This is a genomic window from Nocardia vinacea (assembly GCF_035920345.1).
Lineage (GTDB): Bacteria > Actinomycetota > Actinomycetes > Mycobacteriales > Mycobacteriaceae > Nocardia > Nocardia vinacea_A.
The window spans coordinates 5,548,902-5,562,613 of sequence record NZ_CP109149.1 but is presented as its reverse complement, the minus strand read 5'-3'; the positions used below and the strand labels follow the sequence as shown (position 1 = coordinate 5,562,613).

Genomic DNA, 13,712 nt, shown 5'->3' with positions numbered 1-13,712 from the left:
ACGCTTGTCGGCTTCGGCGGCGGCCCGTGGAAGGCGGCAACTCTCACGGTGCCACTCCGTAGCTGGTGGCGATCGCGGCGGCGCGGTCGCGCAAAGAGTTGCGCAACCATTGCGGGGCAAGGGCTTCCGCGTCCGTGGCTAGTTGCCATAGTGCCCATTCGGCGTGTTTCGGATCTTGGAAGGTCACCTCTAGTCGCAGCCAGCCGTCTGCGTCGGTTTCTTCGGCGCGGACGGTCAGCGCGGTGCCCACCAGGTCCTCCCGCCGCGCGGGGTTCACCCGTACCAGCACGGTGACTTGGTCGCCGCCGGTCCGGAACTGCGTGCTGCGTTCCTGCCAGGCCCGGCCCAGATCGACCCGGTTCGGTCGCTGTGCTGGTTCGGGGAGTTCCTCGGCGGCCAAGACCCGGGACAGCCGGTAGGTGCGGTCCGCGCCGGACCTGGTGGCCAGCAAGTAGACCTGGTCGCGGACGGTGACCAGGCCGATCGGGTCCACCGTGCGCCACGTCGGGGTCTGGTCCACAGCCGCGTAGTGGATGCGCAGCTTGTGTCCGGCGAACACCGCGCGCCGGACCTCGGTCACGACGGTGTCGGGCACCTCTTCAGCGACCAGTCGGCGTGCGAGGAGGTCGGTCTCGGGGTCGATGAGCAGTCGCTGGGCCGCGCCGGCCGCGGTGGCCCGATGGCTTTCGGGTAGCGCGTCGACGACCTTGCGCATGGCCGAAGTGAGCGCCGAGCCGAGGCCGAATGCCTGTGCGCCGCGCCGTGATCCGGCGACCAGCAGGGCAAGTGCCTCGTCGTGATTCAGTCCGGTCAGCTCGGTCTGGAAACCGGGCAACAATGCGAAACCACCATGCCTGCCGCGTTCGGCGTAGACCGGGACGCCGGCTGCGGACAGCGCCTCGATGTCGCGTAGCACGGTGCGGGTGGATACCTCCAGCTCGCGGGCCAGCGCGGGCGCGGACAGCCGACCGTGCCGGCGCAGCAGCAGCACCAGCGAGACCAACCGGTCGGCGCGCATACGAAAAGTCTATGGGAATACACGACACAGGATGTCGTGATTCGTTGGGAGGCTTGGCAATATGACAAACAAGATCGTGGCCACTGAACCGAACGACCTGGGCAGGTACTTCATCGAGCGCGCCAACGCGGGCGACGTCGACGGGCTGGTGGCGTTGTACGAGCCGGACGCCGTACTGGCGTTCCCGCCGGGCAATCTCGCGACCGGACATGCGGAGATCCGCAAGGTGTACGAGCAGTTCGTCGCGGCCGCGCCGGTGCTCTCCCCGGGTAGGCAGCATCCAGCGCTGGTGAGCGGTGACCTGGCACTGACAGCGTCCACGCTGACCACCGGCGAGGTGACCGTCGAGATCGCCCGTCGTCAGCCGGACGGGTCGTGGCTGTGGTCCGTGGACCAGCCGGCACTCGTGCCGTAGCCGAGCGGCGGTGGGCCGGCGTGACCGAGCCCACCGCCACGCCACCGAGCCGGCCGGGTGCTGCGATGAGGCGCAGCGTGACGATCGGTGTCTACGGCTGCACGGCCGAAGCCCTCCTCGAGAAGCTCACCGGCGGGGGGATTGCTGCTCGATGGCGCGACGCTACGGCGATTTTGTCAAGCTGCGGACGTGTGGCCATGCCTTGGCAAGTGCGAGTAGCTGGCGCAGCTCCGCGGTGAGATCCCGTGCCCCCGGTTGGACTTGGTGCCGTGGCGTGAACCGGCTCGCGCTCGGCGGGTGCCCGGCAGCTTTGGTGGCAATGGCCTCGGCGATGCGGCGGGCATAGATATGTGGGTCACCGCCTGTGGCGGCCAGATCGTCAGGGCTGTCGCTGTAGCGCTTGAGATGCAGCAGGCTGTCGCGGATCTCGACCGTCATGCGGTGCAGACGGATGGCCGGGTCTGCTCGGCCGGTGTGGTCGCGCCGCATCTCCAGGACGATTTCGGGTGCGGCTGCGGTGAGATCGGCCCACATCGGCCGCAGGCGACGGCAGTATCGGCCGGTGCGGTCCCATCCGATATGGGTGAGCAGGGTGCTGATCAGCGGCACCGTGACCACGGCGGGAGCGCCGACGGCCGAGAGAAGGAAGCCGCTCCATGCTTCCCAGTGCATCTCGGGATCGAATGACGGTTGGCCTGTGATGAGACTGATGATGGTCCCGAGCGGGTATCCGACCGCTATGGCCCCCAGGCCCACTATGGTGCCCAGGACCGCTGTGTACAGTGCACGTTCCTGCCAGGTGGTGGCGCCGACGGCGCGCATCTCGCGCACACTTACCCGGCTGAGGAGCAGGGCTGTAGCGCCGAGCGGCAGGGAAAACGCGAGGCAGACCACGACAGCCGGCCAGCCGAGGGCTTGGTCGATCAACTGGTCGGCGTGGCGGGCGGGCGTCCCTGCGATCAGGATGACGGCGGTGGCGGTGATCGTGACGAGGTAATAGCGCCACTGCCGGCGCCATGTGTGGGCGGGATCGGCACCTGCCCACAACTTGGCAAAGCCGTAGATATTCGAGATGCCCAACAGGGTTGCTCCCAGCGAGAGCTGTCGGGCGATGTTCACCACGTCGCGGTCGTCGCCGGGCAGCAGCCAGGCCAGTGACTGTTCGAACCATGCGTCCCGCAACAGGTTTTCGCAGAGAGCGGCGGCGAGCGCGCGGTTGATGAGTCGGTCGACGAGGCTGTCCCGCAACAGCCACCACCGACCGGCGAGCACCAACGTGAGACCTGTCAGGACGGGCCAGGTGATCAGAGCCGGAACCGGGGAGGTCATCTCATCGATGCCGGTTCCGGAAGAACGTCGAGCGGAACCGGCTCGCCGACCGCTTCGGTAGCATCGCTTCGACCAGCAGCAGGTCGGCGAAGGTTTCGGCGGCGCGCTCGCGCTCACTGCCGTAGTCCTGGCGGCGCAGTACGCTGCGGATGGTTTCCAGCGACAGCGAGGGCATCAATTCGCGCAACGGCAGATCAGCCGCAGCACCACCGGGACCGCTCGCGGTCCCTCCGTGGCCGAGCAGCATGTGACCGATCTCGTCGACCTATGCCGACGTCGGCATAGGTCCACCTATGCCGAGGTGAGAACTATGCCGAGCAGATCGGCGCATGACATCGAATCTGTAGCAGCGCAGCATGTTCCGCAGCTAGTGATATCCAGCGGTCGGTCTGATCACAGGTTTTCGAGGAAGGCCAAGAGGGTGTCTGTCGGGCGGTAGATGCCCGGCGGTGTTGAAGCCTGGGTTGTCTGGTCGAGTGCGCGTTGCTTGATGGTCATGTCGGCGTGCAGATAGATTCCGGTGGATCGGATGTCGGCGTGGCCGAGCCAGAGTGCGATGACAGCGGTGTCGACGCCAGCGTGCAATAACGCCATCGCGCAGCTGTGTCGCAGGACGTGTGGATGCAGGTCGGCCGGCCGGATGCTGGGGCAGGATTGGGCTGCGGTGGTCGCATGTCGGCGGACCAGGCGTTCTATAGCGTCGGCGCTGAGCCGTCGGCCGGTGCGGGTCGGAAACAAGGGCTGAGGGGCTTCGCCGGCTCGTTCGTCGGTCCAGACGCGCAGCACCCGCTGTGTGGGAGTGGTCAGCGGAACTGCGCGGTGTTTGCGCCCCTTGCCGAGGCAGCGGAGGTTGGCTCCAGCGCCGAGACTGATGTCGCCGCAGTTGAGCCCGGTCAGTTCGGAGACGCGTAGCCCGGTTTGGACCGCGACCAACAGCAGGGCGTGATCACGGCGACCTTCCCAGCGATCGCGGTTCGGTGCTGCGAGCAGGGCGTCGATCTCGGTGCTGGTCAGGAACGCGACGAGCTGTTTGTCGAACCGTTTGGGTGGGATCGCCAGCACTCGCTGGATCAGCTCGGCGTGCTCGGGGTGTCGCAGGGAGGCATAGGTGAACAGGGACCGGATCGCGGTCAGCCGCAGGTTGCGGGTGCGGGGGCTGTTACTGCGCTCGTGTTCGAGGTGATCGAGGAACGCGCTGATGGTGTCGACGTTCAGGTCGGCCCAGTCCAGGTCGGACGCTGGTTTCCCCGCGCGTTGGGAAACGAAGCCCAGCAACAGTTTCAGAGAGTCGCGGTAGGAGGCGATCGTGCGCGGGCTGACGTGGCGGTGTTTGATAAGCCGTTCGGTGAAGAAGTTCTGCAGGGTGGCGGCGATCGCGGTCATGACGGCCTCGCTTGGACCGAGTATTCGAGCCGCTGTGCGGCAAGACTCAGCAGCTCCGGGGCCGCCGACAGATACCAGTAGGTCGAGCGCGGGTCCCGATGACCGAGATAGGTCGACAGCGTCGGAAGTTTCGCTTCGACGTCCTCGCCGGTTCGATGCCAGCGCAGCAACGTGTTGACCGCGAACGAGTGCCGCAGGTCGTGGATGCGTGGTGGGCGGGGCGCTTCGGCCCCGATTCCGTTGGTGTGACACAACTTCCGGAAGATCGCATGAACGCAGGGATAGACCATCCGGGCGCCGCGGCGGGAGACGAAGAAGCTAGCCGTTGCCGCGTTCAGGTGGTGCTCGTCGCGGATGTCGGCGTAGTCGCGCAGGGCAGTGACGGTGGATGGCAGGATCGGAACCAGTCGGGATTTGCCGAATTTCGATTCTCGGATCAGCAGTGCTTGGTCTGTCCAGTCGATGTCGGTGCGGTCGAGGCGGATCGCTTCGCCGACCCGCAGACCAGTGGCGCCGAGCAGGCCCAGCATCGTGGAGTGAGTGGCCGCCGGCAGCCGACCCTGGACCTGGCGTCGCGCCTGAGTGGTCAGTGTTTCCAGGTCGGTTCGGGTGTAGATGAACGGCGGATGCCAGCGTTGAGGGAACGAGATCAACCCTGGTGGTGGGACTTCGGTGCGCGGGTCCAGCCCGGCCATGTGCTGGGCGAAGCGGCGGGCGATCGTCATCCGGCGTGCCGGGTTCGAGGTCGCCGCATCGACCTCGGGTGCCAGGGCCCAGTCCATTGCGGCGTTGATCGTGACTGTCGGCGCCCCGATATGGTCGAGATAGGCGACGAACCGCGGCAGCAGTCGATGGTGCTCGGCCAGGTCGTGGCCGAGCCGTTTGCGCAGATCCAGGTAGTCGGTAGCAGCCTGAGACAACCGGCTCATCGTGGCGCTCCGGGCCATTCGGCGGCGATGTCGCGCAGCGTGGAGAGGTCGACCTTCGCATAAATCGCGGTCGTGGCCAGGTCTCGGTGGCGAAGGACCTGGCTGATATCGACGAGCGGAACTCCGCGGCGCAGCATTTCGGTGGCCAGCGAGTGTCGCAGCCGATGAGCGCCGACGCGCGGCAGACCCGCCCGATCGCAGGCTCGGCGGGTGACATCGCTGACCAAATCGGCGCGGATGCCGCGCAGGGGCGCTTTGCAGGTCACGAATACCGGGCGCAACGTCGTCGTCGGCCGGACAGCGGTCAGATAGGCGCTGATGGCCTCCCCGACGTCGAACGGCATCGGCATTGCATCCTCGCGGGACGCTTTGCCGCGCAAGATGATCCGCCCGCCCCGCCAATCGATATCGCCCACTTCCAGGCGTGCGACCTCGATCGAGCGCAGTCCCAGCCTCGCGATCATGGTCAAGATGGCGTAGTCGCGGATCTGGACCGGGTCATCGCGGTCGCAGGTGTCGAGTAGTCGCTGGACCTGCCCAGCGGTGATCGACTTCGGGATGCCGGTGTCGTGCCAGCCAGCGACCGGCGGAACCGCCGAAGTCAACGGGTGTGGAAGCAGCCCGCGCAGATACAAAAACTTCAGCAGCGACCGCAGCTCTGCGACACGGCCTTTGATCGCGCCGACGCTGACTCGCGGGCTTTCGGCCAGCAGAAACGCGACGATGTCCGCGCCATCCAGTTCGCCAGGTCCGCTTGGACATGCCTCGGCCAGGAACCGGCGGGCCAGGCTCTCGTAGCGGACGATCGTGGTCGCCGCTAGACCTCGGTCGCTCACCAGCCATGCACGGTATTCGCCGATCAAGGGGTCCAGCGGATCGAGGACGACTGGCGGATCTGTCAGTAGCCCTTCCGATTTCAGGAAGTCGATGAGCGGGTTGAGGCTCTTCGCGGTCGGCGGGTGGCGCATCGCTTCGCAACAGACCCTGCGGAATTCCTCCAGAGATTTCGCGGTCAGCTGCTCTGCCGTCACGTCCTGCTCGATCATCCAGCGTCCCAGATCGCCGATGATCTGCAACATGTTCCGGATCGTGGCGGAGGTGTATCGGCACTCCTCCAGATGATTTCGGTAACCGGCGATGTATGGGCCCATCCTGCCCGGCTTTCTCCGAGTCCCGACCATGATCACGCCTCCATCTGACGCACTCACCCATCAGAAGAAGTATCAGTGCTGCCGCTGGAACTATGCAGGCCGTTTCGCCGCCATACCGAGTCCTTCTGCCGCCATTACCAGGGCTTTCACGTCACGATCCCTGCCGCAGCGGCATAGTTCCCACCTCGGCATAGGTGGACGATGATGTGATCGGCATGCCATTCGGAGTCGGCCCCGTACATGATCACGTCGTCGCCTTCCCGGGCAATCCACAGGCCGCTTCCGGTGCCGCATCCGTTCCTCGAGAGTGCGCCGACGTCGATCGGGCACAACGTGATCGGCCGTCCCCGGTACTCTGCCACCCGCGCGATGTATTCCGTTATGTCCCATGGGTAGGGGATCGGTACAAGGCGACCCAGCTCCTCGAATCGCGCGGCGAGATCCTCCATTACGCCTTCCCCCGTTGATCACATCACCTATGCCGATATTGCGGTGAGCGTAGTCGCCGACGGCGCATAGTCGCGGAGGTGGCCTGTCGCGCAAGCATTCTCGCATCTGCCTTCGGCAGATCGGCCGCAACAAGCGTTTGACCTCAATGCTTATTGAGGTTATAGCGTCGCGCCCGGAAGGGAGTTCACTGTGACGATATTGGTAACGGGCGCAACGGGAAACACCGGACGGCACGTGGTCGCCGAGGTACTGCGGAGGGGGCGAGCAGTGCGTGCGCTGACCCGCGATCCGCAGCGTGCCGCGAATCTGCTGCCCGCGGGTGCGGAGCTGGTGGCGGGCACTCACACCGAGCCGGGCACACTCGATGCCGCGCTGGGCGGTGTCACCGGGCTACACATCACCGTGACCGCCGGCGTGGCCGAGACCGGACCCGAACTGGTCCGCCGGGCGGTGTCCGCCGGCGTCGAGCGCATCACCATCCTGTGGGGCGGGTACGTCGGCCCCGCGGAGACCGCGGTGGCGGAATCGGGTGTTGCCTGGACCAGGCTCGAGCCGCAGGAGTTCATGTCCAATGCACTCACGTGGGTCGACTCGATCCGAGACGAGGCCGTGGTGCGTGAGCCTTTCGACTTCCCAAGTGCGATTGTGCACGAGGCCGATCTAGGCGCGGTGGCCGCGACCGCCCTGATCGAAGACGGGCATGCGGGCCGGGCCTACAACCTCAACGGACCTCAGGCGCTGACCACGAGGGAGCGCGTCGCGATGCTCGCCGACGCGCTCGGCCGTGACCTCGCCTTTGAACAGATCAGCAATGAGCAGGCCGTCGAGCGGTTACGGCAGCAGGGGGTGTCGCGGGCCGACGCCGAGTACGTCGTCGGTTGGTATGCCGATCCGCCGGAGTCGGCGCGTACTCCGGATGGCACCGTCGAGCGGATACTCGGTCGGCCCGCCCGCACTTTCGCTGAATGGGTGGCCGAACATAAGAATCGTTTCTGAGCGCCGAGCGATCTGCGTATGGCTGGTCTCGGAGCGAACCCCGCGTCCGGCACATATGTACCGATGGTGAACGGTTGCTCTGCTGGGTGTTCAGGACATCCTGCTCATCTCCGCGGATCGGCGTCACCACCCTGCTCGCCGGTCGAATGCGGTGTGGGCGACCACCATTCGACTGCGTTCGACAGAACCCTCCGAACCAAGGCTCGATACGGCAGAAGCTATCTGGACGCGGCACTAGCACTCTGAAAGCTGTTGTTGCACCGGCTAATTCGATGGACTGCAGCAGCGGACCGCGATTTCTCCCCGACCGCAATCGAGCCACTGGAAAAGGACGTACCGAATGGGCTCCTGCCCATATGTAGGGCATCAGGGCGGCTGGCCGACTGCGACAATCCGGAGGTGTCTCCGTCCTGATGACCGGCTGCAATCGTACGGGCAAATATTTGGAGTATGGAATATGGGCAGTGGTGTAATTGGGGGTATTTGGGAGTGCTGGAGAGTAGGATCGTGCTGGTCGGGGATGGGTTTTGTTCGGTGTGAAATGCCGACGATTGGGACGGTCCGAATAGAGAAGTGCTCGCGATCCGTCATCGGTTTGGAGGATTGATCATGCTTCGTATTTCGCTATTGGTTGCTGCTGGTGCTGCAGGGATTGCCGCGGCGCTTTTTCCCGTGAGTGCGCAGGCTGGTCCGGATGATCCGGGGACGCCCTGTGGGGACCAGATGGTTATGAATACGCATCGGGAGTGCGTTCAGATCGGCAGCTTTTGTACGTTGTCGGATGGGATGATCATCGGGAATATCGGGCCCGATGGGCGGTGTGTTATTCCCGGTACGAATATTTGAGGCTGTTGAATCCGCTGTTGCACCTAATTCGAGCCAGGTGCAGGGGTTTCGTGTCGGTCGGGGTGAAAGTTGTTGAGGCTAACGGCCTCTGGGGTATTTGGTTACCACGGTGCCATCGGTGTTGGCGGCCAGGTAGGCGCCGCCGTAGTCGTCGGTCAGGTAGACCATGACGGTTGGTTGGTCGTTGTTGAAGGTCCAGGCCGGGTCGACGATTACGTAGCGGAGGGTGGGGGTGGGGATGCCGAGGCTTTCGTCGGCGGTGCGGAACAGGTCGGGGAGGATGTCCCAGTTGATCGAGCTCAGCTTCACGGTGGCCTTGTCGGAGAGTGGGCCGCCTGCGCCTTTCCGGGTGGCTGTTCCGTCGCGATAGACGAAGAGGTCGTAGAGGTCGGGTTTGTTTTTGACCGGTGCGCCGACGTTGGCGTAGGTCGGGTAGAACGTTGCTTCGTTGAATTCGTCGCTGCCGGAGACCTTTTCGAGTGCGGCGATGGCCTGGCGGATGCTGGTCGGGGTCAGGAGGTCGACGGTTCTGCCGGTTACGGGTGCTCCGGATGTCGGGAGTGCGGCTCGGCTTGTTGCAGGGAATTCAATTGTGGTGGGGGGATTGCTCGGATCGGCCTGGTTGTCGGTCGAATCGGGGAGCAGGGCCACTATCGTGATCGTGGCGACGACGGCAGCGATGAGTGCGGCAGCCGCGAGGCCGATGACCATCCCGCGTGAGAGTTGTTTGTGCGCAGGGGGATTCGTGGAGCCATATGGGTGCATGGCGGGTGTCATGCCGCTGGGTCCGTGGAAATCTTCGACTGAGCCAGGCGAATTGAAGGCACCGGGTGTGCTGAATGCGGGTGTGTTGCCCACACCCGGTGTGCTGAATGCGCCGGGTGTATTGCTTGCACCGGGGGTGTCGAATGCGCTGGGAGTGCTGTACCCGCCGGGGCCATAGCCCGCGCCTGGCGTGCTGAATCCGGGTCCATACGCCGCACCTGGGGGATTGAATCCACCCGGCGCATCGGCCGCACTCGGCGTACCAAACCCACTCTGCCCGTCAAAAGCCTGGGGGCCACTGCCTGCCCCAGGTCCACCAATAGCCCCTGGACCGCTGCTCGCATCGGGTTCACCAAGAACTCCTGGACCGCTGCCCGCGCTAGGTCCACCAACAGCCCCCGGATCACTGCTCCCACCCTGCCAACCAGAAGCTCCCGGCCCGCTACCCGCGCCCGCCCCACCGAACACTCCGGGCGCAGCACCGAACCCAATCGCTCGCGCAAGCATCAGATCCACCTGCTCGGCACTCGGCCGACGATTCGGATCAGGCACCAACAGTGCCGTCAAAACCGCAGTCAACACCCCAGCCCGCTGCGGCGGCGGCACTGCCCCGCTGATCACCGCCGCCAGCGTGGCAACCGTCGACTCCCGCCGCATCGGGTGAAACCCCTCGACTGCGAAATACAGCAGCAGGCCGAACGACCACAGATCAGAGGCCGTGTGCCCCTCCTGGCCACTGAGCCGTTCCGGCGCAACATAATCCAGCGAGCCGACCACACTGCCGGTGGAGGTCAGACCGGTCATATCGTTGAGCGCTGCGATACCGAAATCGGTCAGAACCGGGGAACCGTCTTCGCGCAGCAGCACATTCGCGGGTTTGATATCGCGGTGCAGTACACCCACCTGATGCGCGGCACGGAGGGCGGCGAGGATGCCACGGCCGAGGTGCGCCACTTGCACAGGCGGCATCGGTCCAGCCGCCAGGTGATCGGCGAGACTCTGTCCGCGAACCAGTTCCATGACGATCCATGGATGTGCCACTTCGGGTGAATCCACGATGTGGTGGATGGCAACGACATTCGGATGACCGATCCGGGCCAGCGCCCTGGCCTCCCGCAGCACCCGCTCGCGGTGCACGCCGGGCGAGCCTGCGCCATCCGTCTCCGCTCGCACCTCCTTGAGCGCGACTTCGCGATGCAGCGCGAGGTCATATGCACGCCACACGGTCCCCATACCGCCGCTACCGAGCGGCTCGAGCAACTCGAAACGCCCGTCGACCACTGCACGCTCGGAAATCACGGCGCAAGCCTATGGTATGGGCGCGCCCATGCGACATACGCGTTTCACATGCGTCATCGATCGGCGGAGATGAGGCGGTCCAGTCCGGCGAGGATGTTGTCGCGCAGGTTGGGGCCTGAACCGCGCTACTTCCCGGTGCCGACCAACTGGTCGAAGAACGCGCGGTAGCTGCGCAGCGCCAGCCGCAGATCCTCGGTATCGCCGTCCTCCTCGCGCGACCACAGCCGTTCCAGCGACTGCTTGCGCTCGGCCAGCGTGGCGGACAACTGCTGAACGGTCGCCATGACGAGATCGTCGGCCTGCGTCACCGCGTCGTGCGGGCTGTCCACGAAACTGCCCTGCAACTGCCGCCATGCGGTGCGCAAGCGCTCGACATCGGCGGCGCCGAAGAGCGGCTGATCTCCGATTTCCTGCTTCCCTGCGGCTGCGTTCCCGCCTGCGGCCGTGCGTTCGGCTTCTCCCGTGCTCTTGTCTGTGGCCGTGCGTTCGGCTTCACCCGTGCTCGTGGCTGCCGCAGTACGCTCGGCTGCGCCTCCGGCCGTGCGCTCGTCTGCCGCCGCCGTGCTCTCGCCCGCAGCTATGCGCTCGTCCGCAGCGCTCTCACTCCCAGCCGAGCCCGCAGCCGACGTAGCCCCGGCCCCGCTCGCCTCAGCCTCCGATATCGGCGCCGACCCATACGACGCAGCCGAATCGCCTTCGGTCCCGGTACGTGTCCCGGTTGGCGAAACCCCTTCCGGCACTTCGTTTTCCAGACTCCGCTCCCGGTCCTGCCCCGTGCTCATTGCTTTACTTCCTTCTTCTCGTCCGGCGTGCCGCCGAGCAGGTCCTCGAACAACTCGCGGTACTGCACCACCGCGAATCGCATGTCCTCGGTGGAGATTCGGGTATCGGAGCGCCGGATCGCGATCTCGTGCGCGGCGCGATAGTGGCCCACCGTCGCCGCGTGCTCGACGGACAGATCGGCGAGCTGCTGGTCATACCCTTCAGTGGGGTAGCCGCGCTCGGCCATGATGTCGGCCACCAGCACATCGGCTGCTGTCACCGCATCCGCCGGAGCGTCGACGAAGTGCTCCTGCATCTGCGCCCACTCGGTGCGATACCGCTGCTTCTCCTGCTCCGACAGTTCCCGGATATCGAGTTCGGCATGGCGCCGCTCCCGTTCGGTCAGCTCCCGGTCGGTGGCTTTCCGGCTCTCCATCTCTTCCATGGTCCGGTCGTACTCGGGCCCGAACTTCTTGCGCAGCCGCTTTCTCCGCAGCACCGGCCAAGCCGCGACCAGCAACCCGGCCACGACAAAAACCAGCACCACGACGACCACTATTGCTATCACTGCAGAAGACACGCGATCCTCCTAGCCCAGACGGTCGTGTCATCCACGTAATGCCTCGCCAGCGGCCATCCAAACCTCAGGAACGCACGTCGACCGGCTCCGGCGCGGGCGTCGTTTCGCGTGGCGCGTTGCTGCGACTATTCAGCCAGGCACCGACGAACATCAGTGCGGCCCCGAGGGCCTGCGTCAGCGAGATGGACTCCCCGAGCAACATCCACGCGCAGCTGAGACCGAACGCGGGCACGAGGAACATCGCCGCCGCTGCGGTCGCCGGTCCGACCTGACTCACCGCGCAGTAGTAGAGGACATATGCGAGGGCGGTCGCACGACGGGTCCGTACGGTACTGCACGATCGCTATCTCGACCCCATCTCCATGGACGATCTGGCCGAAGCCGCGGAATGCAGCCGATTCGCACTGTATCGCGCCTTCCGCACCAACTACGGTTTGGCACCGAGCGATTACCAACGACTGCTGCGGCTGCGCACGGCTCGCAGATTGATCGCCGCGGGCCGACCGATCAGCCAGGCGGCGATCGAGGCCGGATTCGCCGATCAAGCCCATCTGACCCGCTGGTTCCGGCGCTGCTACGGCATTGCGCCCGGCGTGTACTTCGAAGGGGGTCAGGGCCCGACGGGTTCGAGCGTCGCACCGGTGAATGTCACGAAATCCGGTCCCTCGGTGAAACTTTCGGAAGTTTCCTCGCCGATGTAGAGGTCCAGATGCCGTGGGCCGCCGAGTCCCGGTGTGAATTCGTCGCCGATCGTCCAAGTTGCGGCACTGAATTTGCCGCATACGCTGTCGGCCCTTGCGTTCCCGCAACCGGTGAGCCGCAATCGGGTTCCCGGCTCGATGCCATCGGCGGCCGCACTCTCGAACGGATGCAGCGCCTCGCCTCGGGTGTCCCGCGGTTCGGTGTCAACCCAGAAGCCGACATCGTAGGACCAGTTCAGATATCGACCCGCGTGCTCGCCGCTGGTGATCCGGCCGGTGCCCTCATCACGTACCACGTCGACGAAATCCTCTGGCAGCGAGCCTATTTCGACGTTGGCGTCGGTGCATTCGAGATCGCTGCAGCCGCGTACGGTTTCGAGCGGTCCGGAATGATAGGACTCGACCGCCGTGTAATACACCGTCACCGTCCAGCCGTTCCATTCGTCGGCCTCGGTATCGAGTCCGCAGCCGACGGCGAGCGGCGACGCCACGAACAGTGACGCCGCGACCACCCCGAACCCGAACCTCACCGCAGCGATATTGCCCGACGCCCCGGGGGCCGCGCCACTCGGTGGCCTACCGGGCGGGCGGGCGCGGCCACGGATTCTCCTCGAGATGCTCTATCGACGTATTGAACCGAGAGATGAGTCCGCTCAACTGCGCGATATCGGCGGCCGTCCAGTCGGCGACGACCGCGCCGATGCCCTCCTGGCTCTGCTCGCGATCGGCGGTCACTAATTCCAGGCCCTTGGCGCTGGCCCGGATCTTGCGGGCAATACCGCCGTCCGGATCGGGGACGCGCTCGACCAAGCCCTGCTTCAGCATCGCGGCGACTTGCCGGTTGATGGTGGAGATATCGAGCTGGAAGGCCTCCGATAGTTCGCGCAGGCTGAGCGGGAAGTCCATCTCCAGCCTGGTCAGGATCAGATACGCCGACCGGTCGAGCTGGAATCCGGGCCGGCGCAGCAGCGAGGCCGGGAAGTGCCGGGAGAGCAGGGTCAACTCGAAGACGAGGCGGGTGAGCTCATCGTCATCCTCGGGACCTGATTCGGGCATGGCCCACACTATGTCGGCTGAATCACGCCGAT

General features: G+C 65.4%; 16 protein-coding genes. 3 read left to right on the top strand and 13 right to left on the bottom strand.

Annotation, left to right across the window (positions count from 1 at the left end):
- Nucleotides 1-43: 43 nt before the first annotated feature.
- Nucleotides 44-1,018 carry a helix-turn-helix transcriptional regulator gene (locus tag OIE68_RS25490; protein ID WP_327093614.1) on the bottom strand — a complete coding sequence of 325 codons (975 nt, stop codon included), beginning with the start codon at nt 1,016-1,018 and terminating at the stop codon, nt 44-46.
- Between the two features lie 61 nt (nt 1,019-1,079).
- Between OIE68_RS25490 and OIE68_RS25485 the strand changes: the two genes are divergently transcribed.
- A complete protein-coding gene (locus OIE68_RS25485; protein WP_218007643.1) occupies nt 1,080-1,433 on the top strand; it encodes a YybH family protein in 354 nt (117 codons plus the stop codon).
- A gap of 162 nt (nt 1,434-1,595) precedes the next feature.
- On the opposite strand, the gene OIE68_RS25480 is transcribed toward OIE68_RS25485, so the two are convergent.
- The 6 genes from OIE68_RS25480 to OIE68_RS25455 form a co-directional block, all read right to left on the bottom strand.
- Nucleotides 1,596-2,762, bottom strand: a complete 1,167-nt coding sequence (locus OIE68_RS25480) for an MAB_1171c family putative transporter (protein WP_327093613.1) — start codon at nt 2,760-2,762, stop codon at nt 1,596-1,598.
- A 1-nt stretch (nt 2,763) separates the two neighbouring features.
- A complete protein-coding gene (locus OIE68_RS25475; protein WP_327093612.1) occupies nt 2,764-3,009 on the bottom strand; it encodes a hypothetical protein in 246 nt (81 codons plus the stop codon).
- Nucleotides 3,010-3,155: 146 nt separating this feature from the next.
- Nucleotides 3,156-4,145 carry a tyrosine-type recombinase/integrase gene (locus OIE68_RS25470; RefSeq protein ID WP_327093611.1) on the bottom strand — a complete coding sequence of 330 codons (990 nt, stop codon included), beginning with the start codon at nt 4,143-4,145 and terminating at the stop codon, nt 3,156-3,158.
- The gene (locus tag OIE68_RS25465; protein WP_327093610.1) at nt 4,142-5,074 is read right to left on the bottom strand and encodes a tyrosine-type recombinase/integrase; all 933 of its coding nucleotides are present in this window, start codon (nt 5,072-5,074) and stop codon (nt 4,142-4,144) included. The genes OIE68_RS25470 and OIE68_RS25465 overlap by 4 nt, the downstream gene beginning before the upstream one ends.
- The gene (locus OIE68_RS25460; RefSeq protein WP_327093609.1) at nt 5,071-6,153 is read right to left on the bottom strand and encodes a site-specific integrase; all 1,083 of its coding nucleotides are present in this window, start codon (nt 6,151-6,153) and stop codon (nt 5,071-5,073) included. The genes OIE68_RS25465 and OIE68_RS25460 overlap by 4 nt, the downstream gene beginning before the upstream one ends.
- Nucleotides 6,154-6,371: 218 nt before the next feature.
- Complete coding sequence (locus OIE68_RS25455; RefSeq protein ID WP_327093608.1) at nt 6,372-6,674, bottom strand: hypothetical protein; 303 nt, start codon at nt 6,672-6,674, stop codon at nt 6,372-6,374.
- A gap of 190 nt (nt 6,675-6,864) precedes the next feature.
- Between OIE68_RS25455 and OIE68_RS25450 the strand changes: the two genes are divergently transcribed.
- The gene (locus OIE68_RS25450) at nt 6,865-7,671 is read left to right on the top strand and encodes an NmrA family NAD(P)-binding protein (RefSeq protein ID WP_327093607.1); all 807 of its coding nucleotides are present in this window, start codon (nt 6,865-6,867) and stop codon (nt 7,669-7,671) included.
- A 924-nt stretch (nt 7,672-8,595) separates the two neighbouring features.
- Here OIE68_RS25450 and OIE68_RS25445 read toward each other — a convergent pair.
- The 4 genes from OIE68_RS25445 to OIE68_RS25430 form a co-directional block, all read right to left on the bottom strand.
- A complete protein-coding gene (locus OIE68_RS25445) occupies nt 8,596-10,581 on the bottom strand; it encodes a serine/threonine-protein kinase (protein WP_327093606.1) in 1,986 nt (661 codons plus the stop codon).
- Between the two features lie 125 nt (nt 10,582-10,706).
- The gene (locus OIE68_RS25440) at nt 10,707-11,363 is read right to left on the bottom strand and encodes a hypothetical protein (protein WP_327093605.1); all 657 of its coding nucleotides are present in this window, start codon (nt 11,361-11,363) and stop codon (nt 10,707-10,709) included.
- Nucleotides 11,360-11,923 carry a hypothetical protein gene (locus tag OIE68_RS25435; RefSeq protein WP_327093604.1) on the bottom strand — a complete coding sequence of 188 codons (564 nt, stop codon included), beginning with the start codon at nt 11,921-11,923 and terminating at the stop codon, nt 11,360-11,362. Before OIE68_RS25435 ends, OIE68_RS25440 begins: the two co-directional genes overlap by 4 nt.
- Nucleotides 11,924-11,987: 64 nt before the next feature.
- The gene (locus OIE68_RS25430; protein ID WP_327093603.1) at nt 11,988-12,200 is read right to left on the bottom strand and encodes a DMT family transporter; all 213 of its coding nucleotides are present in this window, start codon (nt 12,198-12,200) and stop codon (nt 11,988-11,990) included.
- Between the two features lie 55 nt (nt 12,201-12,255).
- On the opposite strand from OIE68_RS25430, the gene OIE68_RS25425 reads away from it, so the two are divergent.
- Nucleotides 12,256-12,624 (top strand): AraC family transcriptional regulator, encoded by a 369-nt coding sequence (locus OIE68_RS25425; RefSeq protein WP_327101802.1) that lies wholly within the window; start codon nt 12,256-12,258, stop codon nt 12,622-12,624.
- Here OIE68_RS25425 and OIE68_RS25420 read toward each other — a convergent pair.
- Nucleotides 12,534-13,154 carry a hypothetical protein gene (locus OIE68_RS25420; protein WP_327093602.1) on the bottom strand — a complete coding sequence of 207 codons (621 nt, stop codon included), beginning with the start codon at nt 13,152-13,154 and terminating at the stop codon, nt 12,534-12,536. The genes OIE68_RS25425 and OIE68_RS25420 overlap by 91 nt on opposite strands.
- A gap of 46 nt (nt 13,155-13,200) precedes the next feature.
- Nucleotides 13,201-13,680, bottom strand: coding sequence for a MarR family winged helix-turn-helix transcriptional regulator (locus tag OIE68_RS25415; RefSeq protein WP_327093601.1), 480 nt, complete (start codon nt 13,678-13,680; stop codon nt 13,201-13,203).
- Nucleotides 13,681-13,712: the final 32 nt, after the last annotated feature.

What these genes read in the sequence shown, in the direction of transcription:
- OIE68_RS25490 (WP_327093614.1), bottom strand. Translation starts at nt 1,018, where the DNA reads ATGCGCGCCGACCGGTTGGTCTCGCTGGTGCTGCTGCTGCGCCGGCAC.
- OIE68_RS25485 (WP_218007643.1), top strand. Translation starts at nt 1,080, where the DNA reads ATGACAAACAAGATCGTGGCCACTGAACCGAACGACCTGGGCAGGTAC.
- OIE68_RS25480 (WP_327093613.1), bottom strand. Translation starts at nt 2,762, where the DNA reads ATGACCTCCCCGGTTCCGGCTCTGATCACCTGGCCCGTCCTGACAGGT.
- OIE68_RS25475 (WP_327093612.1), bottom strand. Translation starts at nt 3,009, where the DNA reads ATGCTGCTCGGCCACGGAGGGACCGCGAGCGGTCCCGGTGGTGCTGCG.
- OIE68_RS25470 (WP_327093611.1), bottom strand. Translation starts at nt 4,145, where the DNA reads ATGACCGCGATCGCCGCCACCCTGCAGAACTTCTTCACCGAACGGCTT.
- OIE68_RS25465 (WP_327093610.1), bottom strand. Translation starts at nt 5,074, where the DNA reads ATGAGCCGGTTGTCTCAGGCTGCTACCGACTACCTGGATCTGCGCAAA.
- OIE68_RS25460 (WP_327093609.1), bottom strand. Translation starts at nt 6,153, where the DNA reads ATGTTGCAGATCATCGGCGATCTGGGACGCTGGATGATCGAGCAGGAC.
- OIE68_RS25455 (WP_327093608.1), bottom strand. Translation starts at nt 6,674, where the DNA reads ATGGAGGATCTCGCCGCGCGATTCGAGGAGCTGGGTCGCCTTGTACCG.
- OIE68_RS25440 (WP_327093605.1), bottom strand. Translation starts at nt 11,363, where the DNA reads ATGAGCACGGGGCAGGACCGGGAGCGGAGTCTGGAAAACGAAGTGCCG.
- OIE68_RS25415 (WP_327093601.1), bottom strand. Translation starts at nt 13,680, where the DNA reads ATGCCCGAATCAGGTCCCGAGGATGACGATGAGCTCACCCGCCTCGTC.